Origin of the sequence: Bacillus infantis, from assembly GCF_050107595.1 — a bacterium.
GTDB lineage: Bacteria > Bacillota > Bacilli > Bacillales > Cytobacillaceae > Bacillus_AB > Bacillus_AB infantis_C.
Window position 1 is genome coordinate 17,627 of record NZ_JBNILH010000003.1, and the last position, 21,538, is coordinate 39,164.

The following is a 21,538-nucleotide window of genomic DNA, read 5'->3' on the forward strand; positions in this document are numbered from 1 at the left end:
AACCTCCTTAGAATTTTTAGGATTATTATTCATGAGAAACGTACTTGCTGCAAGGGCAAAAACTAATCAAGCCCTGACTGATAAAGAAACTCTGTTCTCTATTAAAATAAAAAAATATCCAAACCGTTCAGCAGTCCATTCTCATATAGACTTTTGGCATACTTACCTAAAGTCTACATCCTTCCTAAAAATCCCAAAAGGTCACAAAGTCATAATATATGGAAAATACTAGTGGTCCTTTCGACATGAGTTCAGCAGCTCTAAACGGCGGCATATACCCTTCCTCCACCGTTCGTGCCTGGTACAAAACACACAGAAACCTCGCAGCATAAGGCTGTGAAGCTTCCCGTACTTCTTCCCGTACCTGGCACCATAAAAAGACACTTACACCCATTTTGTCCACGGGCCGTACCTGGTACCATCAAAAGACACTTCCACCCTTTCTGTCCACAGACCCTACCTGGCACCACAAAAAGACACTTACACCCATTCTGTCCACAGGCCCTACCTGGTACCATCAAAAGACACTTTCACCCATTCTGTCCACGGACCCTACCTGGTACCTGCAAAACATCTACCAACAAAAAAAAAGGAACCAAAGCCTCAGCCATGATCCCCTTTCCAAACCATCCCCATCCCTTAATCCCCAGGTACGTGAATGACCATATTATACATCCCTTTATTAACACCATGCCCTAGGCTTTCCTTCAATTCCTGATATTCGACATAGGGCTCTTCACCGCTTTCCAAATCCCTGACGACTTCGAACAAGCCTTTTTTCGGTTTTTCTTCATCGTCCTCATCAAAAGAATACTCAACAGTGGCCAGGTATATCTCATCATAATCACTGTAATTAATCTGCCACCAGTTCCGGTAGTATTTGTTCACTGGCTCTGACTCATCAATCTCAAATACATTGATTTCTCTCTGGCTGACCGGCAGCGAATCCACGAATTCCCTCGCTGGCCCCTCTCTCCACTCAGTTACCCGCTCATTGTACACGTCCGACTTAACCTCATGGATTTCTTTCAGTGTCATCCCCGTAACTGCAGCAAACAAGAGGATTGAAACAGAAAGCAGCATGATATTAATATGTACTTTAGACCTGAATAAAGTATAGACAATCCCGATCAAGGCAAGACCGATCACCACGCAAAGCATGACAGTCAATGAGTTATAGCCGGCATTCCACGGCAAACCGCCCATCGTTATTTTTTCACCTTCATTTATAACTTCTTTCATCGTCATTGTAGTCTTAACACCCCTTCTGTGTTTCATTATAATAACTGGCTGAAACACTAGCAACAGCTTTATGCCAGCTCAGTTTTTTCTATCTGTATACAAGCCCCTTCCATTATACTTTACCCCAACTGGCAAGTCACTGAAGAAACAAAAAATCCCATACAAAAAGGGAGCCTCCTTAGCAGCTCCCTTTTCCCATATAACAGTGGCCGAACGCCATTCCGCTTACCTTTTCACTAAAACTTTCTTACCGCCCACCGTAAACTCCAATCCTTCTGGCTTTTCATCAATCAAAGTGGTCTTCCCTTTAGCCAAAACCTTCCTGTTCTCCCCTTTTAAATCAGAGGATATTACACTGGAAGATGTAACAAGATACAATTTCCCCTTGAAGGTCCTCAGTGCCTCCACTTCGCCAGAGTAAAGGACTGCTCCTGATCCAGTAATAAGATCCTGAGCTTTCACTTTCTTATCCTCGGCATTATAGTAGTATATCTTCGAACCGCTGTAATCAATATTGAACGGGCTGTTCGCATACAAATCCTCACTGCGGAAGGTGAGATCTCCACCATTTTGTTCAAAAGCATTGATTCCCGTTTTGAACGTCTTAAGCAGTTTATCTTTTCCGTTAGCCAGGTCTACGCTTCTTAGCTCTACTGTTTCGTTTTCAAAGTAATATACTACATCCGAATACATAATATAATAGATTTTTCCATCCAATACATAAGGGTGCCTGAAGTCCTCACTCTTAATTGGAAATTTTGAAGGGCTGATTGTACTGCTTTCTTCATCTAATGCAAACATTTTAAACCGTGGGGAAATATTATGGACAGTCCTCTCCGCATGGTTAAATGGAATAGTCACTTTTCCCCCGCTGAGCTGAAGGCTGGTATTTTCCGTAAACCCCCGGGGATCCAGCATTAATTCCTTGTCTCCGCTCAGATACTCTTCTACTTCTTCCTTGGTTAAAATCGTCTTCTTTCCATTCTCTTTATTCCACTTAATCAAATCATTGCCTTCGACCCCATACAGCCAGCCATCCTTCTGCACAAACTCCCCATGCTCACCGGCCAGCGGCTCAATCGGTGTCCGCGGAATGTCCGTATCAATGGCCCGGCTTAGAAATACAGAGAACTGGGCCCTTGAAGCTGCCTCAGAGGGTGCAAAGGTATGATCCCCTTTTCCTCCTGTAATCCCGCTCGCTGCAAGCGCATTGATTTCACTATAATTCCAGAAGTCCGGCTGGATATCGGTGAAATAGAAGCTGTCATTCCGGTTGAGTTCGAATGCCCTGGTCAGGATGGAAGCCATCTGTGCCCTGGTCACTGGCTCGTATGGCCTGAACATTCCATATTCTCCTCTCATGATTCCCGTTTCATTCATAATATCGACAATATCCCTTTGCGGAAAAAAGGCCGAAATATCAATATAGTCAGGCTCCTTTTCATCCTTCCTCTCCAGTCCAAGCGCTTTGACAATCATCGCCGCTGCCTGAATCCTTGTTACAGACTTGCTTGGCTTGAACGTCCCATCCGGGTATCCCCCAATCACGCCTTTTTCTGTAAGCTTATCAATCTCCTTTTTAGCCCAATAGTTATCACTGACATCAGAATAAGAAGCTGCTGAAGCGGGGGATGCAAGGAGGATAGAAGCTGAAAGTGCGGTTGCTGCCAAAAGCCATTTTTTCATAGGATCGCCTCTTTCTTATTTGAAATTAAAGCCATTATAGCACTCCAGCCCAAATATTTTCCAATCCCACTCATATCCCAAGTATTTCCTCCACCCATCCCTTGCCCGCTTCCAAATTTATACTTATACTACAAAAGAATCCCAATTTCATAGGAGGTAATTGTATTGCATAAAAAGTGGTCTGCTATTTTCATGGTTTCTGTTCTGTTCCTTAGTATGTTTACATACTCCGGAAACAGGGCTTCAGCTGTAGCAGGTTTTTCGGATGTGCCGCAGAATAAGCCTTTTGCAAGTGCTGTCTACAAGCTTGCTGAACGCGGCATCATCGGCGGCTATTCGGATGGCACCTTCAAGCCGGGCAATAGCATCACCCGCGGACAGGCTGCGGCCATTCTGGCAAACCTGCTCGATCTGGATACTGAGAATGTGAAGGATCCTGGATTTAAGGACGTATCTCCCGGGCTTTGGAGCTACAAAAGCATTGCAGCTGTTGCCGAGAAAGGGATCTTCCGCGGCTACAGTGATGGCCGGTTCGGTCCCAATGATAAAATCACCCGGGGACAGATGGCTTCCACACTGATTAAAGCATTCGGCTTCAACTATTTGGATTTCCAATGGCAGGATACACCTTTCACTGATATTCTAAAACTGGCCAGCCATCAGGAATCTGTTTACACACTATATAAGCTTGGCATCACATCCGGCACATCCAAAACGACCTACAGCCCGAATGATCCCATTACAAGGGCACAGGCTGCTGTTTTGATTACCAAAACGGAGACTGTCCGCTCTGCTGCGAAAACGTTTAAAGCGAGTGACTTCGGATGGTCAGAGTTCAATAGTTTTGAAGATTATAAGGACAGATTCGAAAAACCAGAAGAAAATGATGAACAAGCCATCATCGTTCTCTACAACAAATCGAATAATCAAGAGTATCAAATTGTACCAATGAAAGAAGGAAAACAAAAGCTTGTGCTGAGGGGACAAAAGAAGGGCACGGAAGAAAGAGATATCGGCTACCAGAAATTCTATGTGACCGTATCCAAGACAAACGGACAATTACAGGCTGATTTTGAGGAAACAGACGATATCCTCCCGACCAATGTCCGGCTTGAAGTCAAGAAAGATAAGATCGCAAAAGTATCACTTGCAGCAATGGATGGCAAGGTGATTGATGAAAACTACAAGTTTGAAACGGTCAAACAATATCCTGATCGGAATATCATCGCCCTTCTCTTAGATCAGCCAGGTGAATATATTGCCACTGTCGAGTTTTCAAATGGCTCTAAAGTCCGATATGGACTGCAGGCCATTGAGGAATCCGGATTTTATTTTAGGACCTACTCAATTGAAGAAGTCACTGAAGCAACAGTGGATCTAAGCAAATACCCTGGCAATGACTTCAGCAAGTACGAATTCAATGAAAAAGAAGCTGGAGATATCATCCAAATCGCCAAAAGCGGAAATACCTTTAAGATCAAAGGGTTATCAGAAGGAAATGCTTATATCAAGTTCCCTAATAATTATAAAAAGAACGGCATAATTGGCATAGAAGTGAGAGTTCAGAAAATCGGTTCGATTTTTAAAGTAACTCCTGAAGTCTCTAAATATGAAAGTCTATTTTACTAATAGCATTTAACACGCAAGAACAGGCTATCCTCATAACCAGGGATAGCCTGTGTTTTTCCACTCATTTATAAAGGAGCTGGCTTCTTATATGAACAGAAAAGTAATGACATGTCTATTATTGACTCTCGCCCTTTGTTTGAGCCTGCTGCCGCAGCCTCTGAAAGCTGATGCCGCATCTCCCGCTTTTTCCGATGTGCCCCGCAGCAAGCCTTATGCCAGCGCTGTCTACCAGCTGGCCGAACGCGGCATCATCGGCGGCTATTCGGATGGCACATTCAAGCCGGGCAATAGCATCACCCGCGGCCAGGCTGCTGCTATCGTAGCAAAGCTGCTGAACCTGGATACCCGGAATGTGAAAAATCCCGGCTTCAAGGACGTGTCCCCTGCCGTTTGGAGCTACGGGGCGATTGCAGCAGCAGCAGAGAAAGGGATTTTCTCCGGCTATGGGGACGGACGCTTTGGGCCTTATGACATAATCACCAGGGCACAGATGGCTTCAGTGCTGATCAAAACTTTTAATATGAGTACTCCTATCTACATGACCATTAATATTCCTTTTGAAGATGTGTACAATTTAGACATCGGCCACCGCTATGCTATATCCACCCTTTATAAATTGGGCATTGTCTCCGGAACTTCACGAACCAGCTTCAGCCCGAATAACCCGATATCCAGGGCACAGGCAGCCGTGCTGATTACAGGCGCAGAAAAGGCAGTTTCCAGAGCTGCCGTATTAGAGGCAGAGGAAATGGGATGGTCCTCCTTCACAAGTGTGAATGATTATCACGGTAATGTCCGCGACGGAGAAGCTGAGGAAGAAATCATCTTCGCTATGACAGATTCAAACAAAGTCCTCATTTTCCCGATGAAGGAAGGAACACAGAAGCTGTCTGTCTATGGCAAAAAGAAAGACGGTGACAGGGCATTCCAGAAATACTATGTTCATGTTAAAAAGGAAAATGGGCAGCTGAAAGCAATCCTGGAAGAAACGGATGACATTTCCCCGACAGAGGAACGCCTGACAGTAAAAAGAGGGGACATCAAACAGATATCCCTGTCCGCCTTAGATGGGCGATTGATTGAGGATCAGATGAAATATCAGATTATTGATGAATCAAAAGAGCATCTTCTCGTTTCCATCCTGATTGCCGAACCTGGTGAATACATCGCATCAATTGAATATGAAGACGGCAGCAAAGCCCGCTTTGCTATGAGAGCAGAAGCGGGGCCCGGCGATTTTTATATGCAGATATATTCGATAGAGGAAAGACCCCAGGTGACTGTGGACTTAAGCAAAAAGAAAGGAGACTTCAGCGAATTTAAGTACCGGTCTCCCGAACAGGAAAAAGTGGCAAGAGTGACACAAACAAATAAACCGGGAATTTTTCAGATTGAAGGATTAACAGATGGAATTGCCTACATTGATTTTCCGAGGTCAGCCAAGGAAAAAGGAGTCACCCAGGGAATGGAGATTTCGGTCGATAAATCGGGGCCCATCATTTCTGTCCTTGTACACACTGTTATTAAACAGGATAATTGGTAATATAGAAAATCAGGCCATATCCACCTGGCCTGATTTCCATTTAGAAAGACTGAATATGATAATCCAAAACAAGAAACTCACGCCTGCTCTTCGGCCATAAACAAAATCTGTCTTCCTTACAGCGGAAACGAACCTTTTCACCATTGATCTCCAAACAAATCCCTTCCCGCAATAAGACCTTCCCCACTGCCATGGATAACTGATAGCCGTATTCATTCAAGGAATGCTCCCCATGAACTTCCCTAAACTGCTCACGTGTGATGAAACCCGCCTGCAGAGCAAGGGAATCAAGCTCATCCCAGGTTACATGGCATCTGCCGGAAGCATAATCCTTAGCCGGCTCAGCACACTTAGTATCCCTATATGAATTGTAAAAACTGGCCACACCATCCTTGATGTCTGGAAGAGCCATATAATTGACTTCTATTTCTCGCATTAAAACCTGCCTCCTTTAAATCTATTGTACATATAACACATCCAGCGAATTAATAGATACCCCTGGCCGTCCCTTTCTTATTCCTCAAATGGCGCTGATTCCTTACATTCGCCGCAAGCCTAAATAAACCATATCCAATCAGTCCTCCGAGTGTGTTCAAAATCACATCATCAACACTCCCGACTCCAACTCCAAAGATAATCTGCAAAAATTCAATTCCAGCTGAAAAAAGCATAACGGCAAAGCCTGTCCGATACACTCCCTGCAGCTTCCCGAACCATACCGGCAGCAGAAAACCCAAAGGCAGCAGAAGCAATATATTTCCTACTATGTTGACCCCCATACCATAATAGCTCAGGATATGGAAAATCGAACGAAAAGGAATCAGCTGCACCTCCTCTTCTGCGAAAGAAAAGACAGCCCGGTTTTCTGTCACCCTCTCATAGACGGAAAAAGGAATGTCAGCTACTCTTGTAACCAGAGAAACACCCATCAAATAGATGAATGAAAAAAACAGCAGCGCCATTTTCCAGATTATTTTCAACACCGGATCCTGTTTATTTTTCCAAACGAGCATCATAGCCATGATAAGAAAAGGAGGGCCGAAAATGGCCATCACATAAGGCGGCCGAAAATGGATCATGTCATTCAGGGCATTTTTAAAATAGGGCAGCATATAAGCAGCTCCTTTAAGCAATGTCTTTTTTACTCAGCTTACATTTCAACAAAACAGCGAAGAAGTCCTGTCTAAATGAGCAGCCATTTCTCCATAAATAAAACTATATTTTTTCTTTTTTCCCCAAAATGGTTTGCATATGTGTACCACCTTTCATTCACCCGATAGCTTTTTCTTAGAAACCTATGGAGCTGGAACAAAAGTGGCTGTAAAAACCCACCAACAGATTAACTCCTGAAAGTTATCTAGGGAAATTAAAAACAGGAAGCTCAGAGCTCCCTGAAATCTATTTTTTATTAATCAGTTAAAACAGTATTACTCATTTACCAATCTGTAACATCCACATCTCTGATATGATCGTAGTCTACCGCAACAGGAGATTCACCCTTACTTACGCTCAGCTTGTTCCCCGCCCGGTCAGTAATGGCTACAGAAACCGGGTTTGAATGAGGAATAAGATACTGATAGAATCCACTAAGAATATTGGAATTAAAACCAGAATTCCCTATATTGCCATAGGTAAGGAATAGAGCATACCACCCGCTATCCATACCTTCAGTTATGCTTAAGTCGGCACCTGCAGTACTGGAGTCTAATCCCCATGTACCAATTTGGCCCGAACCATCATTTTGAGAATTAAAAGGCAAATCCCTATTTAAAGCTTCAATTAATGCTGAGGTCTCCCCAAAACCATCAGCAGAATCCGGCTCCGGGTTTGTTATTTTCTTCATAGGACCTACAAAATCTGTAAAAATGATTGGTTCTCTTGAGTGGAAAAGTACTGCATCTCCCGCAGTATCCAAACCTGCTGCGCCCACTCCTGCCGTACCTGCGATAATAGACACCACCTCAGGCAAGGTTACATCTAAAATTGCTGTACTCCCGTTAAACTCTGCTGATGTCCTGCCACTTGCATCCGTTACATTCGCTGAAACCAGAACCTCCCCTTCTGAAAAATCAACACCTACAATACTAAGTTGTCCTACTGTAACGCCAGAAGGATCTGCTGCCAAAGTATGCGTTACTGTTTTTCCTGATTGATCTTTTAAAGCAGCCTTTATTATGCCAGATTTAGGGCCTTCTATTGTAACCCTGATGGAAGACTGGCTTGCTTCGGTAATATAGCCTTCATAATTCTCTCTGGAAGCACTAATAAACGCTTTAGTAATTATCTCGCTATTCTCAGCTTATACTAGTTTTTCTAGCTTTCGCATGAGCCTTCACCGTGCAGGCGACTTTCATCGCACACGGCGATCCGTCAGCAGTTTTCAAATAACTTATTTCCCCAATTTTAGATTAAGGGATATTAGTTTTAATGTCATGGCAAACTTTTCGACAAAAATCAGAAAGCTTTCAGCGATCAATTTAAATTTTACCTTTCACTCAATCAGGACCAATGAGAATGCTGCTTCTACTACAATTTTCTCACTTTCAAGCTTCCCCTTTCACCATAAACCTTCTCCATCAGCCAGCCGGAATAGTCCTCCCCCTACATGGGTATGATCCAGGTCATCTAGAAAGTTCTTCATCATTGCCTGTATCCATTCTCTGGTGTCCGGATGTGCCTCTCCTTGAATAGCAGACTAGATTCCTTCAGCAGCTTCAGGCTGACGATATTCACCTTTTTTGCAGATTACTTCTTCATAATCTTCTCTAAAAGAAAAAGCCCGTACTCCAAGGAAGGAGTAAGGACTATAGTTAGCTAATCACATTTGTAATATAGAATTGATTTATCTTTTGTTTCAGAGATTATGAGAATAAGAAGCCATATACGGCAATTATTCTCCCAGTTCATACAGTGCTCTTACCTCGGCTTCATTCAGAGCACGATTATAAATACGAAGATCATCCAGCGAGCCATTCAACGGATACCAGTTGTCGGTCTGCCTTCCAATTCTGAACCCCTGCGTTGTTGATAGATTAACAGGTGAAGCTAGTGCTCTGCTTCCAGCTAATTCACCATTAATAAAGGTGGATACCGATTGTTTCGAAACAACACTTGTTACAAGGTACCATTCCCCTTCTTTTATCTCCGGGGTATGCAGACCGCCAGCGGCTGAGTTGAAATAAAAAGAGACCCTATCGTATTCGGTAAAGATTTGAGTATTCGTTCTCTGGCCATGCAAAACATTGTGTATCCCCTCAGAAACCAGCGCCCCATTGCCATCATATCCCCTAGGGTCATTTATCTTAACCCAATAAGATACGGTCATTTCGTTTTCGAATTGAAAATCCTCATGAAAAGGAACGGTTATACTGCCTGGATTAGTATGCCCTCCGAAGGTTATTGCACTGCCTACTCTACCTTGTTCATAAGATACATTCCCCTGTTGGGTAGTAAGAATATGGTTAGCAGAACTATCCGTGTAATCGCTATCAAAATTCATATGCAGCTGCAGCTGTTTTTGTAATTCAATGCTATTCTCACCTTATACCAATAAGCTTTCAGTGAGCCTTCACCGTGCAGGCGACTTTCATCGCACACGGCGATCCGTCAGTTTAGTTTTTAGAACTATTCCCCTATACTATTTTATAACAGTTCGGTAACATTTATCAAAAATTACTTAAACTTATTATTAGAGTTTTCACTATATAACTACTTGGCGTTTTCTGCAGTTAAACCTAGTGGCTTTCTGGAATCATACTCGTATAAATTCTGTATTTACTATTATCCTTTATTTCCTTTAATAAGATATAAGTCTACTGTCAATTCTGATTGCCGAATTGGGTACAAAAAAACCTCACCAAAAGGTGAGGTACTAAAGCATCACTCAAATTCAATTGTTGCTATAACTGGTATAGTTTTTGTCGTTCCATCCGTCATAGTAGCATTTACATCGAAATTATAGTCAATCTTCTTGTGCGCACCCGGGATAGGACTATCTGGATCTAGTTCTGCAGCTGGAATTGAGCCCGGGTAATCAGTCCAAGTGACAAAGTTTATTGTATCCAAATTTGCAAACTCTGGATAAGTATAATGCCAACTCGGTATAGCATCTTTCACACGGTTTTCGACTATTGATCTTGTTGCAGTACTGTCGTTAACTTGGAACACTCCATACTTTGGTAATTGAGCACTTGGTGCTGGATTACTTGGTGAACCGCTATTCTCGTCTTATACTTCTATCTATTTCAGTTTTATAACGAGCCTTCACCCTGCAGGCGACTTTCATCGCACACGGCGATCCGTCAGCTTAGATTTTTAAACTATTTCCCCATAATATTATCGGTAGTATCATAGGAAAGTTAAATATATTTTCACTAATATTTTTCTAAGAAAAACCCCACCAAAGAGATGTGGCAAAACATTAAATAAGCATAGGGTCTAACACCCATTTACCTGTAGAAACATTATAGGTCGCCCTATAGTATCTGATATTATTATCAAAAGTTTTTATGCTAAAGTTTACTTCATGCCCAATCATGATGGAGGTAGAATTAGACAGGATAGCACTCTTCATTACCTCCCTAGGATGGACTATGCTTGCATTCAGGCTGCCTACATGTCAGACGTTCATGGACAGTGCTGGTTCTTGGTGTCCAGGCTGATCACGATGAAAGCTTCCCGACACAAGTCATCCAGGAAGTACTTCATCAGCTTGTATCCGTCCTCTGGAGACCAGATGTGACTTTCCTTGTATAACTAACAGACTGGACTCTTTCACTAGCTCCAGGCTGACAATATTTACTCGCTTAGCCGGTTTGTTCCTCACTTCTTTTTGTACTTCTTGCATTTACTTTACTGCATTCGTCATGTTATTCCTCCTAAATACAAATAGCCCTAACTCCTCTACGGAATTAGGGCTTATGGTGTTGCTTCATATAAATAATATATTTTTGACTAGTTGGTTATTACGTGATTAGTTTCTATGCTAGCCTAATTTATTTCTAATCAAATATAATAATAGATAGAGAAGAGTAACATTATTCTACTACTCTTGGTACCCATTCTGCTCCATCATATTTAATTTCTAAAATTCCTGATAATACCGTTCCATTCTCATCTTGAAAGTGATTTAAGTTTACAGTAATCGTATCGTCCACACTAGCTCCAAAACCATATATTAAAAATACACTTGGAATCGGATGGACCACCGTAAAGCTCGTACTCGGATTTGACTTATATACGGAAAGGTTATTTTCTATCGGGCTATTCGGTACTAGGTCTCCAGCACTTACACTAATTGCGTTCGCACTAAAATGTAAAGGGCCTCCATTTACAGAAAAAACTCCATAAGATCCCGACTCAGGCTCATCTCCTGAAAAGGTTATTGATTGAATTGGTGTTATGCTTTTCTCGTCTTATACTTTCTCTCTATCTATCTCAGTTTTATAACGAGCCTTCACCGTGCGGGCGACTTTCATCGCACACGGCGATCCGTCAGTTTAGATGATTAAAACTTATTCCCCCATTATATTATCGACAGTATGTTCCGAGTATTAATATATTGTAAAAAAGAAAACCCCACCTTAAAGGTGAGGTAAAAAGAGATATTAATAATGTTTATTCCCATTTGCTTCTCTTACTTTTACACTATTGTCAATAGACACTCCATTTAAGTCCTTAATTAATGAGCTTGGTTCGAATTCAATGTAAGTACTCTCAGTAGCATCTGCATATGGATCATTAAGAATATTAGTAAATGTTAATGTAAGTATCTTACCTGTTGAATCTAGTGATATTTTGCTAATAGTACCATCCGCGCCATATCCTCCAATAACATCACCAACAACATTAAATGTTCCTACGTTATAGGAACTCGAATTGATCCCTCGGAATTCTAGAATATCTTCACTTTCATCTGCATAAAGCCAAAAGTCATTCACAGGAACTAAAATTTCCCCACCTTTTATGAGTGAAGAATGTACTGATGTGGGGTCTATTTCATTATTAAATCCTATTATAATTTGATCACCATCATCAAATTGACCTTCTATTCCGATTTCACCATTCTTAAAATCAATAGTTGATACAACAAATGTTGGTTCAACTGGTTTGCTATTCTCGTCTTATACTTTCTCTATACCTCAGTTTTATAACGAGCCTTCACCGTGCGGGCGACTTTCATCGCACACGGCGATCCGTCAATAGTTATGATATTTACTCTTAAAAAACACTAATAAAAGATTGGCACAAAAAGAGCCAGTAAGATACTACTCACTGGCTCTAGTGTTTCCTGTGTCTAGTCTCGCATATGATGTTTTATCAAGTTATATAGCTTATATACTTATTTTGGGGAAATAAGTCTAAGAATCTACTACTGACTGGGTTCCTTCGCTCCCATCCGTTTTACCCTCTCCCCATGTTGCCATGGAGATGCAAACGGCAAATGATCTTCACTACTACGAACCCGCCGCCATCCTGCCGGCCTCTTAGGCGCCAACCCGCCTCTTCCGGCAAGACTTCAAACGTTCCATCACTTCCATCCCTCTTTTTAATGACCTTAGGCTTCCACTATCCAGGAATGAGAACGACCAGTTTAACAGTCAATTGTACTGATCGCCTATAAGCGATTTCCTGCCCATGGGTGAATGCCAAACTCCTAGCAATTCTTAGCATCCACTACCTCACCCTGCCTCAACATGGATTCGTCTCCTAGCCATAGCCACCTTTTATGGAGCCCCGCCTCGCCCTGCGAGTACGACTTCACCTGACTTCACCCCTTTGGCTGGTTAGAGCCTCACTGGATGCAGGAGGATTAGGCACTTGTAGATGGACTGTTTACAAGAGTGGGAGTTTCACCCATTTATTGGAAGTGACAGTTAAAACAAGACCTCATGCAGAGCCTATTAAGCACTAACATGAGGTCTTTGTTTCACTTCTTTCATTCAGTTATGAATTTATGAAGTAACGTTTCGTTTATTTTTATTAAGGAGTAACTGGTGCATCAACAACTGTGAAAGTAATAACTTCGTTACCGTTGTTATCCAGATCCTTAACTGCGTTAGCAGCTAAAGTTACATCTGCTCCACCAGTGATGTCCACACTTGTACCACCAATATATTGTACAGTGAATGACTTATTGTCAGTTGTTGTTACAGCAATAGAACCGTCTGGTTTAGCTAAAGCAGTTTCAACAGCGTTTTCTACCGCTTCAGTTGCACCTGTAGCAAGTGCTTCACTGAAAGTTAGTACAAATGAATCATTTTGTGCAAGTGTATTATCACCAGCAGTTGCATTTGTAGCCCAAGCAACAGGATTTGTAGCAGCAGCAGTTGGGCGAACAACTACTTCAGCAGCTTCAAATGTGCTGATAGCTGAATTTAAGTTAGTTACTGCAGTATTAATCTGTGCTTGAGTAGAAGTTAAATCGTCTGCTACAGCATTTGCATTAGTAATAGCAGTACCTAATGCATCTTTAGCAGCTTGTGGATATTCACCCTCATCTGTTCCTACTACTGCATTGTTATAGAGTGACTCCGCATTATTAATAGCTGAGTTCAAGTTAGAGAAGTCCGCCAATGCAGGAGTATCTGTTGAATTAAGAACTTGCACTAGATCGATAGATACTTTGCCATCTTTATCTTTTTGGTAAGTGGCAGAATAAGTATCATTAGCAAGAAGTTGTTCAAAACCTTCTTTAGTGATGCTCTTTCCACTTACACCAGTGAATGTAGCATCGCTATAGTCAACTGGGTTTGCCTTACCGTCAAAGTAAATTTCTTCATTATTTAGATCAATTAATTCAATTGTTCCAGTATAGAAGTCTGCTACATCATTAACATTTGTGAATTTAGCAGTTGATTCCGTTGCAGTGAAAGCAAACTCTTCTCCACCTGCTACAGCAACACCAGTTGCAACAACTTTTACAGAAGTAGTTTTACCATCAATTGAATCTACTACTAGATTAGAAGTTTGAGATGTAGTATAGCTTCGGTTAGGTGAGATAGTCTGACCATTAACTACAACAGGGTTAGCTCCAGTGTTAGTTACTGTCCAAGAAGCTGACTTGATAGTATAGCTTCCTGAATAAGACTTACCACTTTGGTTTGTAAGAGCCAATCTGAATGAAGCTGACTCATCACCATCGATATCAGTAGTTTTTTCACCAGCTTCGTTATAAGTAGCTAACTTAGCACCCTCTAATTCTTCTGCTTCGAAGTAGCTAATAGCTGCAACTGTTTTTGGTTCACCCTCATCAAGTGTACCATTAACAGCGTTTGGTGAGTTAACATCGATCCAGGCTACTGGAGTAGCGTAGTCATTTAGAACTTCACTTGAAACTACAAATGAAGCTTCACCTTTAGAGTTAGTTTTAACACTGATTTGTTTAGCTTTTGAACCAGTGAAGTAGCGTTGTGAACCATCTGCTAAGACTTCAACAAATCGAGCGCTAGTATTAGTAGAAATTACGCGATCCAAATCTTCATTGAACGCTACATTAACTACTTCGTTTGCTGCAACCTTACCATCTTTTGATTTCACAACAACGTTGTACTTACGGCCATTTCTTTCACCGATAGCAGCGTCTTGGTCACCATCACGAGTTAACTCGATAGTGTAGTCTGCTTGAACTGCAGAGAAAGTGACTTTAGAGCCAGTTGCCTGAAGGTCAGAAGCAGAATAGCTATAGTCTTTAGCAGTAGCAGTATTATTAGCTTCGAAAACAATTGGAGTTACTTCTGTATTTCTACCAGAAACAGTGAAAGTAGCTTCACCTTTTGAGTCAGTAGTAATTTGTGCAGCTGTAGTAACAGATCCATTGCTCAATTGCTTAACTGCAACACCGTTTACAGTAGCGTCTTTTACTTTATCAGGAGAAACATTGATATTTTCCCATAAAGAGACGTTAAGTGTTTTATTAGCATCTGCATTTCCAGTAACTGGGTTGGTCAACTTAACTTTATAAGTTTTGTTTGAACCGTTATTAATTACATCTTCAGTAGTTACTTCTTCAACAGTAAGGATCTGGTTTACACCCCAGAATACATAACCGTTAGAGAACTTAGAGCGATCTCCAGTAGCATATGCAGTTACTGTGTCAGTAGTCGAAGCATAACGAGTGTAAGTGTAAGTAGCAACACCGTTTTCATCAGTCATTACTTCTTTAGTTAGTGTATCTTTAAGAGTTCCGTTATCACCAGGTACGTTGAAAGTAACAGGGATACCAGCTTTAGATTGACCGTCAGCAACAGTCACTTGAGCTTTTACAGTTACTTCTTGGCCAAGTTTACCTTGTACTGATTTAGATACAAGCTCAACTTTGCTAGGAACTACTGCAGAAACGCCAGTGAATTTGCCAGCTGTTTCGCCTTTGATTTTAAGAGTATATTCTTTAGCTTCTTGAGTAGAAGTTGTAAGAACTACTGTGGATTTGTCAGTTTGCTTAACGGCAGCGTTAGAAACTGTCAGGCCGTCGATAGTGAAGTCAGCAGCTTTAACGTCAGCAGAAACTTCAGAAGCCATCTTAACTTCTACAGTTGTAGCGTTAATCGCCTTTGCCCCGAAAGTTGTTTTTTTTATCCTCATTTTTGAAAACATCTCTTCAGTTCTACTTCAATTATTAACTATCTACTGATTAAACAACCTTATTTGTGTCAAAGATGTAAAACGATTAGTTATTTTATTTTACAAGGAGGGAAAGTATGAATCCACTTGGGAACAAAATCAAGGTATTGAGGGAGACACACAATCTAACTCAATCAGATTTAGCAGAGCAAGTAGGGATTAGTTCACAGTACATTAGTTTTATTGAAAGGGGCGAGAGAAGTCCTTCTGGGGAGACAATTGGGAAACTTGCAGATTATTTTCAGGTATCTCATGATGAGTTCCTCAAATTAAAGGAAGAGGAGATGAGTTACCCTATGAATACTTCTGTTCAAGCTGTAAGCTCAGTATTACCTGAGCATATTCAGAACTTAGTTGATGTTTTAACAATTATTGAGGAAGATTCCTGTAAATCCATTGTCGAATCTTTTCTAGACAATATTAACGAAAGGTTACTCAATTTATTAAAACAATATGAATTCAGGGAGATAAAACAGGAAGTCCTTAAAATTCGTTCCAATTGGATAAACTGTTATGCCATTAATGTAGTCACTGATGACCCAATAGTGAAGACCAAAGGATGTATTCACTTGGGACAACCAATCTATTTTGCCATTGAACACGATAGCAGATTGATGAAATTAACCCTCTTGGCATCTAACTTTAGTCAAGTAAAATCTTTCGAGGAGTGGATAGATCATCACCATGTTAGCTATACAAAAGAAGAATTAATTCCTCATTTGACATCTAAACAAAAGGTGATTGAATATCTTTGGTTTTCTCCCTCCATGTCGTGTTTTGATAAATTTAGACATTTATCAACTATGGAGCTAAATCTAAACTCAATTGATGTGTATGATGTTCAGCTAAGTTGGTTAATACAGTCACAAATGCAAACTGATTCAGTGCAAATTAATACTAACTCTGCATCTTAACAACTTGGAAAAGAGGTGGAAACTTGCTTAACGTAAACCACTTTGACTTACCTATTTACACTAAGAAATTTATTAAATACCTGGAACGACTTAATTATTCCAAGGAAACGATTAACGGTTACACGAAAGATTTAAAAAAATTTAGAGAGTTTATCTACAGAGAATATAAAGGAAGCATACTAACAGAACATATTGAAAAGGAGGACCTAATTGATTATTTGAATATGTTGAGAGATAAAGGACTAAAGCAAACCTCTATTGGACGAAACTTATCAACACTAAAGTCCTTTTTTAAGTTTCTAGTTTACGAGCAAAATTTTAATATTGATGTGGCTGCTCGCATAAAACATCCTAAAATGTATTCTCCATTACCGGATGTATTAGATGATCAGGAGATGAATATCTTACTCCAGACTACTAAAGATACTAGTTCTTTTTATTATGCTTTATTTAGTCTGCTGTACTATACCGGCAGCCGTTTAACACCTGTCAGAATTATTAAAAGAGAGCATGTGGATCTTAGAAACAGGAGAATCTATTTTGAAAAAGTCAAAAATGGAAAGGACCTGTATTTACCTTTAAATCAAAATCTATATCATATCCTTAACGAGTATATGTTGGAAACCAAACACTTGCAGCAAAAGTATCTATTTAATTCACCTAAGTTCTTAAACAAACCCATAAGTCCTTCCGATGTAAGAAACAATCTTAGGAAGATAAGTAAACTAGCTGGAATAACCAAAAGAGTTACTCCACACGTTATTCGGCACTGTACCGCAACTCACCTAACATTAAAAGGAGTAGATCAGAAATTCGTTTCATCAATATTAGGCCATACAGACTTAAGGTCAACTGCAAGGTACCAACGGCTAAATGTTGAGAACTTACGACCATCCATAAACCAACTTGGATTTAACCATGTGGAATCAAGTAGCAAAAACTTTGTTAATCCAATTGATAATTAATCATTATCCTTTGGAGGAGCTGCTCCTACTTAGAAAACAAGACATTGTAGTTGACCCTAAATCGCAAACCCTTATCATACTTAAAAAAAGTGATCAAGATCAAATGCATATTGAGCTTGAAAATGAGTTATTGCTTAATTACATTGTTAAGATCACCGAAAGTAAATCTAATGAAGAATTTTTATTTTTAGAGTCTTGATACCAGTTCAAGGCTCTTTTTTTAATTTGATGTAATGTATTACATTTCTATTATTGACATCCCCTTCAAATTTCAAACTCCCTTATCTGGCTTTTTTTGTAAAGCATTTCATAGAAATATCCCTTAATAAAATCAAAAACTGTAATGCATTTCAATAACAAAAACTAATTTTTATATGGAACTAACTATTGAAAAAAAATGAGAAGTTCATTATAGTCAACTTCTCATTTTTTTAAAACCCTTTTTGTATAAAAAATGAATATTTTTGTCAATAATGGCGAACAGAGGTGGTTAAATGCTTAAAGAAGAGAATGAATGGGTTGTTCGCTTTCTGAACTTACCTGATGAAGAACAAATTGATTTCTTATATAGGTATTGTTTGGATGAAGCAATAAAAGAAAAGTTGGAGAGAAAAGTCTTTGAATCAGAGAAGAAACAACCTAAAGAAAGAGGACGGTAACCCGTCCTCTAAGATTTTATTTGTTATTCAATAATACAAAGCAAAGTTCTTCATTCAAAGTAATATACATTTTTTCCTCAACCATTATCTTTCTTAACCTTAACCATGCTTTTTTTCTAATTAGTTTTTTAATTTCGTATATAGCTTTAAAGTCATCACTCGAATAAGCAGCTTTATTGAAGTCCACAATTTGCTCATTTAGGTGGTTAACCTTTACTTGAAATTCAGTAAGTGATATTTTAGCTTTAGAATAATTTTCTTCTAGCTTCCTTTTCTCCTTCTCAATCTTGTATATACATTCACTATACTCTTCAGTTCTTTTATACTTGATCTGGCCAGAATAAATACTAATCCAATTAATAAATTCATTTTCCAAGACCTCTTGGTCAAATATCATACCAGCATCTTTACATCTACCGCATGTGTACTTTCCCTTACCCGAATCTATACTCTTGTGACACTTTGGACATTTAAATAGATATTTAAGCAAGTAAGGTTTTGTTATTCTCTTTGCCCTTTTTTGGTCTTGTTCCCTAATTAGCCTTGCTTTTTCAAATGTCTCATCATCAATTAGCGAAGGATGACTTACAAATGACTCCTGAATATATTCAATACTGTTATTTTTCTGTTTTTTCTTATAGATGAATCCAGTATAGGTTTTATTTTCAAGAATAGTTTTTATCATGTTTTCCTTAAGCCCCTCAACTTCCGTAAACCGTCCCACCGTCTCATAAAAAGATTTAGTGAATATGTAAAATTCGAATATTTCCTTTACCAATATAGCCTTTTGCGGTTCTATTGCTAACATTCCGTTTCTATCTTTAATATATCCTAGGGGTATATGGGGGATATTATAAATCCCTTTTCTTCTATTATCTTTAATTGCACTATGGATCCTTTCTGTTCTCTGTTTATTTTCATGTTCTATTTCAAAAGCAATCATTGCTAAGTGGATTGGGCTCATTTTTGTGCTGGATAAGTCGTCAGAGATACTAACTATCCCAACCCCTTTTTTATTTAAATCAATGACTGTCAAAATAAACTCAAATGCCTCACGTGCAAGTCGGTCAAAAAATGACACAATAACCATATCTATATCGCCATTTTCAATATCAGACTTCATTTTCAAATATCCTTCTCTGCCTTCTACCGTGGTCGCAGTCTTTGACTCATCAATATAGATCTCTTTTAAAAATATGTTATTTGTTTCACAATACTCTCTAATTAATTTACATTGATTCGGGATACTTGCTCGTGGATTTAAATAACTAGATGTTCGTGCATAACCAACTGCGCAAACTTTCATTGTTCTACCGCATCTTTCTTAAGAAGATTTTTATTCGGCAAAATAACTACCTCTTTTTCAATGAAATTGTATAGCACTATAAATGGTGTTCTAATCAAAAAATCCTTAGCTTCTTTAGAGTGTGCTATGCATGAATAATTTAATTCATTATTTTCAAAATAGTTTATCTTTCTTCGCAGTTCTTCCATTTTCATATTTAACTTTCTTGTCTCTACTGTGTTTGTACTCCTCAGCCTAGTTTTTAGATCCTCATTAATCTCTAATCTTTCAATTTCGTTTAATCTGCTCTCAAGCTTTTTCAATTCAATTTTACCGGCTCTCAATCGTTCTTCATCAGATTCACGTAGCTCAAGAAGATGTTTTTTTATAATACATGAGTGGTTCAACTCCTTAAACTTTAAGAAATTCATCAAGCTGTTTTTAATTTTTTCTTCAACTATTAAAGTATCTACTGATTTAACGCACTTTCTACAAGCATACATCCCACTTTCCTTCTCTAAGTAACTCCCACAGCTATAGCAGAGGTTAAAATAAGGGCTTTGGGAGACCTCCCTTTTCTTTCTTCCTGCCTTCTCAAATTGCAATTTTCTTTGAATTAACATAAAAGTAGCTGGATCGATGATACTTTCTACGTTGGCATTATCAATAAGGTAATGGGTTGATCCCTCTAGGACCCCCCTAAGTTTGCCGAGATATACCGGGTTTTGAAGGATGTACTTTACTGATTTATATGTCCAATCTACACCTCTTTTCGTTTTTCCAAATTTCTCATTTAGAATACTAGCAATTCTTCTAAGTGGATAATTGTACATATATAAATAGAAAATATACTGAATCTGTATAAATTCTTGTGCCATACTCGGCTCTAAAACATTTAATGGTTTGGCTGCAATTAACTTTTCAGAATCATCCTTTTTTACCATTCCAAAAGGCTTGTAATTTCCGTCAAAGCTTTTTCTGCTCAACACTTTCTGCTTCCTGCCATTTGCACACCGTGTTAATAATCTCTCCCTTTCATCTTGCGCTACAGCGGTTAAAGTTAAAAACAATAGCTTAAAGTAAGTTGTATCACTCGTAATTGGCTGGGAAACAAAACTAACCTTTTCTACCAGTTGTAGAATCTCCAACATTTGCTGTATATTATGCTGTAAGTCTCTACCAAAACGATCAATCGAGTAGATAATCAACTCACTTATTTTTTCATTAGTTGTTTTTAAAAAGTGAATCATTTCCTGTAACTCTGGTCTATTAGTATCTTTTCCGGATACCCCAACATCGCTAAATCCTTTAACTATCTGGATCCCATTCTTCCTTGCGTATTGATTTATAGCTTCCTGTTGATAACCTACACTTTCCTCTACAGACTTACCTTTAACTCTTGTAGATTTTCTACAATAACTGATAGCTAACTTATTTTTTTCATCCATATAAAACACACCTTTCTTGTGAAATTAATAGTAAGGTGCGCTTAACATATTTGTTGTATACGTAGAAGTTTTACAAAAGAAAATCGAGAAATTCCAAACGGGACCTTTCTTATAGAGTTTCTAATAATGAACTTTGGATAAACAATACAACATTTGGGCTGCCTATATGCTGACGTTGATGAACAGCTGCTAGTTCTTGGTGTCCAGGCTAATGACGATGAACGCCTCCCGATCAGGTCATTCAGGAAGTGCTTCATCAGCCTGTACCCGTCCTCTGGAGATCGGATATGTCTCTCCTTGTATAGTAGACTGGACTCTTTCACCAGCTTCAGGCTGACGATATTCACTCGCTTAGCCGGTTTGATCCTCACTTCTTTTTGTAGTTCTTCTTGCATTTGCTTTACTGCTTTGGCCATGTTATTCCTCCTTAATAGAAATAGCCCTAACTCCTCTACGGAATTAGGGCTTCTGGCGTTGCTTCATATAAATAATATATCTTTGACTAGCTGGTTATTACGTAAAAATAAATATTACTAGGTTCTCAAA

Annotated in this window: 19 protein-coding genes; 6 read left to right on the forward strand and 13 right to left on the reverse strand. The window is 39.4% G+C overall.

Going from position 1 to position 21,538, the window contains the following annotated elements; genetic code table 11:
- Positions 1 to 639: 639 nt before the first annotated feature.
- Both ACQCVH_RS06620 and ACQCVH_RS06625 read right to left on the reverse strand, forming a co-directional pair.
- Positions 640 to 1,248, reverse strand: a complete 609-nt coding sequence (locus tag ACQCVH_RS06620) for a hypothetical protein (RefSeq protein WP_426834973.1) — start codon at positions 1,246 to 1,248, stop codon at positions 640 to 642.
- A gap of 219 nt (positions 1,249 to 1,467) precedes the next feature.
- The gene (locus ACQCVH_RS06625; RefSeq protein WP_426834974.1) at positions 1,468 to 2,928 is read right to left on the reverse strand and encodes an S-layer homology domain-containing protein; all 1,461 of its coding nucleotides are present in this window, start codon (positions 2,926 to 2,928) and stop codon (positions 1,468 to 1,470) included.
- Between the two features lie 165 nt (positions 2,929 to 3,093).
- Here ACQCVH_RS06625 and ACQCVH_RS06630 point away from each other — a divergent pair, with 165 nt between their 5' ends.
- Together ACQCVH_RS06630 and ACQCVH_RS06635 are read left to right on the forward strand one after the other, a co-directional pair.
- Positions 3,094 to 4,557: an S-layer homology domain-containing protein gene (locus tag ACQCVH_RS06630; RefSeq protein WP_426834975.1), complete on the forward strand. Its 1,464-nt coding sequence runs from the start codon at positions 3,094 to 3,096 to the stop codon at positions 4,555 to 4,557.
- Between the two features lie 88 nt (positions 4,558 to 4,645).
- Positions 4,646 to 6,100: an S-layer homology domain-containing protein gene (locus ACQCVH_RS06635; protein WP_426834976.1), complete on the forward strand. Its 1,455-nt coding sequence runs from the start codon at positions 4,646 to 4,648 to the stop codon at positions 6,098 to 6,100.
- A 40-nt stretch (positions 6,101 to 6,140) separates the two neighbouring features.
- Here the strand turns inward: ACQCVH_RS06635 and ACQCVH_RS06640 are convergent, their stop codons facing one another.
- The 5 genes from ACQCVH_RS06640 to ACQCVH_RS06660 form a co-directional block, all read right to left on the reverse strand.
- Positions 6,141 to 6,536, reverse strand: a complete 396-nt coding sequence (locus ACQCVH_RS06640; protein ID WP_426834977.1) for a hypothetical protein — start codon at positions 6,534 to 6,536, stop codon at positions 6,141 to 6,143.
- A gap of 49 nt (positions 6,537 to 6,585) precedes the next feature.
- Positions 6,586 to 7,212, reverse strand: a complete 627-nt coding sequence (locus tag ACQCVH_RS06645) for a VanZ family protein (protein ID WP_426834978.1) — start codon at positions 7,210 to 7,212, stop codon at positions 6,586 to 6,588.
- Positions 7,213 to 7,535: 323 nt separating this feature from the next.
- A complete protein-coding gene (locus ACQCVH_RS06650) occupies positions 7,536 to 8,225 on the reverse strand; it encodes a hypothetical protein (protein WP_426834979.1) in 690 nt (229 codons plus the stop codon).
- A gap of 765 nt (positions 8,226 to 8,990) precedes the next feature.
- The gene (locus ACQCVH_RS06655) at positions 8,991 to 9,599 is read right to left on the reverse strand and encodes a LamG domain-containing protein (protein WP_426834980.1); all 609 of its coding nucleotides are present in this window, start codon (positions 9,597 to 9,599) and stop codon (positions 8,991 to 8,993) included.
- A 921-nt stretch (positions 9,600 to 10,520) separates the two neighbouring features.
- A complete protein-coding gene (locus tag ACQCVH_RS06660; RefSeq protein WP_426834981.1) occupies positions 10,521 to 10,673 on the reverse strand; it encodes a hypothetical protein in 153 nt (50 codons plus the stop codon).
- A 23-nt stretch (positions 10,674 to 10,696) separates the two neighbouring features.
- On the opposite strand from ACQCVH_RS06660, the gene ACQCVH_RS06665 reads away from it, so the two are divergent.
- Positions 10,697 to 10,855, forward strand: coding sequence for a hypothetical protein (locus ACQCVH_RS06665; protein WP_426834982.1), 159 nt, complete (start codon positions 10,697 to 10,699; stop codon positions 10,853 to 10,855).
- Between the two features lie 281 nt (positions 10,856 to 11,136).
- Here the strand turns inward: ACQCVH_RS06665 and ACQCVH_RS06670 are convergent, their stop codons facing one another.
- From ACQCVH_RS06670 to ACQCVH_RS06680, 3 genes are all read right to left on the reverse strand, one after another.
- Positions 11,137 to 11,307, reverse strand: coding sequence for a hypothetical protein (locus ACQCVH_RS06670; protein WP_426834983.1), 171 nt, complete (start codon positions 11,305 to 11,307; stop codon positions 11,137 to 11,139).
- A 399-nt stretch (positions 11,308 to 11,706) separates the two neighbouring features.
- Complete coding sequence (locus ACQCVH_RS06675) at positions 11,707 to 12,039, reverse strand: hypothetical protein (protein WP_426834984.1); 333 nt, start codon at positions 12,037 to 12,039, stop codon at positions 11,707 to 11,709.
- Between the two features lie 1,042 nt (positions 12,040 to 13,081).
- Entirely contained in the window at positions 13,082 to 15,682 is a 2,601-nt protein-coding gene (locus ACQCVH_RS06680) for a hypothetical protein (protein ID WP_426834985.1), read from the reverse strand.
- A gap of 116 nt (positions 15,683 to 15,798) precedes the next feature.
- Between ACQCVH_RS06680 and ACQCVH_RS06685 the strand changes: the two genes are divergently transcribed.
- The 3 genes from ACQCVH_RS06685 (at position 15,799) to ACQCVH_RS06695 (ending at position 18,259) form a co-directional block, all read left to right on the forward strand.
- Positions 15,799 to 16,635 carry a helix-turn-helix domain-containing protein gene (locus ACQCVH_RS06685; protein ID WP_426834986.1) on the forward strand — a complete coding sequence of 279 codons (837 nt, stop codon included), beginning with the start codon at positions 15,799 to 15,801 and terminating at the stop codon, positions 16,633 to 16,635.
- Positions 16,636 to 16,658: 23 nt separating this feature from the next.
- Positions 16,659 to 17,600 (forward strand): tyrosine-type recombinase/integrase, encoded by a 942-nt coding sequence (locus ACQCVH_RS06690; protein ID WP_426834987.1) that lies wholly within the window; start codon positions 16,659 to 16,661, stop codon positions 17,598 to 17,600.
- Between the two features lie 494 nt (positions 17,601 to 18,094).
- Positions 18,095 to 18,259 (forward strand): hypothetical protein, encoded by a 165-nt coding sequence (locus tag ACQCVH_RS06695; RefSeq protein WP_426834988.1) that lies wholly within the window; start codon positions 18,095 to 18,097, stop codon positions 18,257 to 18,259.
- Positions 18,260 to 18,275: 16 nt separating this feature from the next.
- Here the strand turns inward: ACQCVH_RS06695 and ACQCVH_RS06700 are convergent, their stop codons facing one another.
- Genes ACQCVH_RS06700 through ACQCVH_RS06710 form a run of 3 tightly spaced genes read right to left on the reverse strand, consistent with a single transcriptional unit; the run spans position 18,276 to position 21,408 of the window.
- Positions 18,276 to 19,565 (reverse strand): recombinase family protein, encoded by a 1,290-nt coding sequence (locus ACQCVH_RS06700; protein WP_426834989.1) that lies wholly within the window; start codon positions 19,563 to 19,565, stop codon positions 18,276 to 18,278.
- Entirely contained in the window at positions 19,562 to 20,992 is a 1,431-nt protein-coding gene (locus ACQCVH_RS06705; RefSeq protein WP_426834990.1) for a recombinase family protein, read from the reverse strand. The genes ACQCVH_RS06700 and ACQCVH_RS06705 overlap by 4 nt, the downstream gene beginning before the upstream one ends.
- Before the next feature lie 41 nt (positions 20,993 to 21,033).
- Positions 21,034 to 21,408, reverse strand: a complete 375-nt coding sequence (locus tag ACQCVH_RS06710; RefSeq protein ID WP_426834991.1) for a hypothetical protein — start codon at positions 21,406 to 21,408, stop codon at positions 21,034 to 21,036.
- Positions 21,409 to 21,538 lie beyond the last annotated feature (130 nt).

Excerpts from the sequence above, each read along its gene's own strand:
- ACQCVH_RS06620 (WP_426834973.1), bottom strand. The coding sequence starts at position 1,248 with ATGACGATGAAAGAAGTTATAAATGAAGGTGAAAAAATAACGATGGGC.
- ACQCVH_RS06625 (WP_426834974.1), bottom strand. The coding sequence starts at position 2,928 with ATGAAAAAATGGCTTTTGGCAGCAACCGCACTTTCAGCTTCTATCCTC.
- ACQCVH_RS06635 (WP_426834976.1), top strand. The coding sequence starts at position 4,646 with ATGAACAGAAAAGTAATGACATGTCTATTATTGACTCTCGCCCTTTGT.
- ACQCVH_RS06640 (WP_426834977.1), bottom strand. The coding sequence starts at position 6,536 with ATGCGAGAAATAGAAGTCAATTATATGGCTCTTCCAGACATCAAGGAT.
- ACQCVH_RS06645 (WP_426834978.1), bottom strand. The coding sequence starts at position 7,212 with ATGCTGCCCTATTTTAAAAATGCCCTGAATGACATGATCCATTTTCGG.
- ACQCVH_RS06655 (WP_426834980.1), bottom strand. The coding sequence starts at position 9,599 with ATGAATTTTGATAGCGATTACACGGATAGTTCTGCTAACCATATTCTT.
- ACQCVH_RS06660 (WP_426834981.1), bottom strand. The coding sequence starts at position 10,673 with ATGAAGAGTGCTATCCTGTCTAATTCTACCTCCATCATGATTGGGCAT.
- ACQCVH_RS06680 (WP_426834985.1), bottom strand. The coding sequence starts at position 15,682 with ATGAGGATAAAAAAAACAACTTTCGGGGCAAAGGCGATTAACGCTACA.
- ACQCVH_RS06685 (WP_426834986.1), top strand. The coding sequence starts at position 15,799 with ATGAATCCACTTGGGAACAAAATCAAGGTATTGAGGGAGACACACAAT.
- ACQCVH_RS06695 (WP_426834988.1), top strand. The coding sequence starts at position 18,095 with ATGCTTAAAGAAGAGAATGAATGGGTTGTTCGCTTTCTGAACTTACCT.
- ACQCVH_RS06700 (WP_426834989.1), bottom strand. The coding sequence starts at position 19,565 with ATGAAAGTTTGCGCAGTTGGTTATGCACGAACATCTAGTTATTTAAAT.
- ACQCVH_RS06705 (WP_426834990.1), bottom strand. The coding sequence starts at position 20,992 with ATGGATGAAAAAAATAAGTTAGCTATCAGTTATTGTAGAAAATCTACA.
- ACQCVH_RS06710 (WP_426834991.1), bottom strand. The coding sequence starts at position 21,408 with ATGGCCAAAGCAGTAAAGCAAATGCAAGAAGAACTACAAAAAGAAGTG.